The following is a 2,809-nucleotide window of genomic DNA, read 5'->3' on the forward strand; positions in this document are numbered from 1 at the left end:
CGGGTAGGGTCGACGTAGGTGTCGCAAGTTGTGTTTCCGTTGGCGACGGTCACATTGCCCGTTGTCGACAGATTTGCACGAGTGCGAATGTCGTTGTCACCCAGATCGGTGGCGATCTCAGCGGCACAAACGGTATTGGACAATCCATCGAGAACGTCGCGAAAACGGGATGTTTGACGATGAACGAAGAAGCCGCGATTGGCAGCTCGACCTCGCTCTGCGTTGGCGGATGTGACATTTCCGTTATCGTCCATCGCACCCGTGATGAGATCTGCAGAATCGCCAATACATGCGACGTAATTTGTACGGCCTTGTGCTGGTAATCCCGTGCCTGGATCGCTAGGACAGCGAAGCCCAGGAACCTGGGTCAGAAACGGCTCGTACCGCGCAATCGTATGGCTTGCGATGCTCATCCGCGGACCAGGTCCCATGGGTGGGAAGCTTAGGCCCGTCACAGGGTCTTTCAGAGGATTGGAAATTTGTTCCCACAACGCTTGCTGCTCCATGAAGGGGGTCAAGCCAACGAGCCAACTCAGTTCCAACCCATTTTGCGTTCTCGGAACATTGCCCGCGGTTGGTTTTCGGGTGCCACCTGGAGTTCCCGTGCCATGCGTCGAAATTTGATTGTAGGCAGCGTGGTAGTTGTGTACCGCCAACCCGATCTGTTTGAAGTTGTTGCTGCAACTCATTCGGCGTGCTGCTTCACGAGCCGCTTGAACCGCCGGCAACAGCAAGCCAACCAAAACTCCGATAATGGCGATAACAACGAGTAACTCAACTAACGTGAAACCTCGTCGATTGTGCGAGACACAACTTGGCGTAGACATATTCAGACCTTTAATAGCTTTAAAAAAATAGTTTCGCTTGAGGCGACAATGCTCCTCATAGCCCCTTAACCGAGACTGGTGTCAGAAATCTGAACACTGTTCTCAGAAAAAAAAGTCTATTTTTTAAATTTGCCTTGTTCAGGCCATGCGACATCCTGAATTTGCCGAGTCGTCAATCGGATTCTGTAATCACTTCGATCCACGTAGGCAGACTCGCTATTTGTGCGTCTGACACCGGACCGGGGTCGACGAGGATGCGGCGGAGGGTCCGGTTCCCCTGCAAAGGTGTGAGATCCGTCACCGGAGTCTGTCGAATATCAAGTTCGAGAAGCTGGAGGCCACGGAGTTCCGAAAGGTCGTGAATTCCCGTCTCACGAAGATCCAGCACTTGAGGTTTGAAAATGTGCAGCAGACTGAACCGATTTGGATGACGCTCGGAAATTGCAAAGCTTCTGGTCAGATGTTTCAGACCTGCTCCACGCAAACGCACCGTTGCCGTCTCGGGTTCGTAAGTCATTCCTTCACTATTCCAATGGGAATTGTTGATGGAAACCCAAGCTCGTGCGATCGCAAGTTTTTCGTCGGGCGAGCGATCATGAACGACGTCATAGATCATCATTTTCTCGGCGAGTGGTGCTCGCCAACGGTTTGCGGAAATCAAATCACGCATTACCGAAATTAGCTGAGTGGAGTTGAGGTAACCGTCCGCATTGAGATGTGGCAAATACTTTTCGGCGAGTTGCACGAGACCGGGGGTAATCTGTTTGCCGTTTTCGACCAGCTCAAGCGCCGCTTTAAAATCTTGAGTGAGAAACAAAATCCAAAACTTTTGGGTCCAGGCATGCGAACTCGGCGGAGGATTAAAGTCGAGAATCGAGTCCAAGTGGTCGAGCGTTAGTTTGATCGCAGGCCGCAATGTCTCCTCTCGCTGTAACGCCGAATCAAGAACAAATTCAGAGTGTCTTGAGGCAGCGACAATTTGGTGAGCACGACGTCGATCGGACTCCTTTTTCTCAGCCAGGTACTTCGCCAGAGAACTCTCTGCCTCTCGCTTTGCTTGTTCAGAGCTTTCCAGCGCCGCCAAGGCGTGCAGGTGTGCCTGTTCGGCGAATGCTTGAGCCTCTTCAGCAATTGATTGAGAATGTTCGGCTCTTTCATAAGCCACCTGCAAGTTACCATTCGCTTCGACCGCGACCGCTTTCGCCGACAGTGCCTGTTCGCGACTATTGCGAAGCTGCAGCACAAAATAGGTAACACAGATCGCCAAAATGGTCAGCAAGCCGAGCGCCATTGAGCAGGCATCGCGATGTCGTCGATAGAACAATCTCGCCTCACGCAGCAAACTGGTTCGCTCGACCGACGTGCTATAGCCAAGCAGAAATCGCGAGATGTCCTCGCGTAATGATTCGACGTTTTGGTAGCGATCAGCCGGCTCATTCGCCATTGCTCGAGCAATCGTAGCGGCCAGCGCCGAATCGATTTTGGCATTCGTCGATTTCGATTGCGTGGGTAGTTTCAAGGTCAACATTTCCTGTAACAGACAACCCAGCGCGTAGATGTCCATTTGAGGCGTTCTTTGTTGCCGTTTGTCGGTTTGCTCGGGAGCCATATAGATTGGCGTCCCACTGGCCGATTCGAGCAGCGAACCATACAGATCGGGATCGAGCAGCACCGTCGACTCGTTCTGTCCCGATTCGCTAGCCATCACGACTCCCATTCCCCAATCGCAGACCTTCACTTCCCCAAAATTGCCGACAAAGATGTTTTCGGGTTTGATGTCTAGATGCAGAACGCGGCGTGAATGCGCGTAGGCAATGGCATCGCAAACTCGCACAAAGACCTGCAGTCGATGGGGCAGTGAAAATTCTTCCTTTACCCGTTCATTGTTTTGCAGCGACTTGATTTTCTCGCGTAGCGATTGCCCTTGTTTTAATTCCATCGTAAAGAAGGGGCGGCCCTCTGGATCGACGTCCATGTCGAAC

Annotated in this window: 2 protein-coding genes; both read right to left on the minus strand. The window is 52.2% G+C overall.

From position 1 onward, the window contains the following. A partial coding sequence (locus tag RMSM_RS17830) for a DUF1559 domain-containing protein (RefSeq protein WP_040767849.1) occupies nt 1-827 on the minus strand: 827 nt, incomplete at its 3' end. Nucleotides 828-999: 172 nt separating this feature from the next. Beyond that, on the minus strand, nt 1,000-2,809 hold a 1,810-nt coding region (locus tag RMSM_RS17835), incomplete at its 5' end, for a serine/threonine protein kinase (protein ID WP_040767851.1).

This window comes from Rhodopirellula maiorica SM1, from assembly GCF_000346295.1.
Lineage (GTDB): Bacteria > Planctomycetota > Planctomycetia > Pirellulales > Pirellulaceae > Novipirellula > Novipirellula maiorica.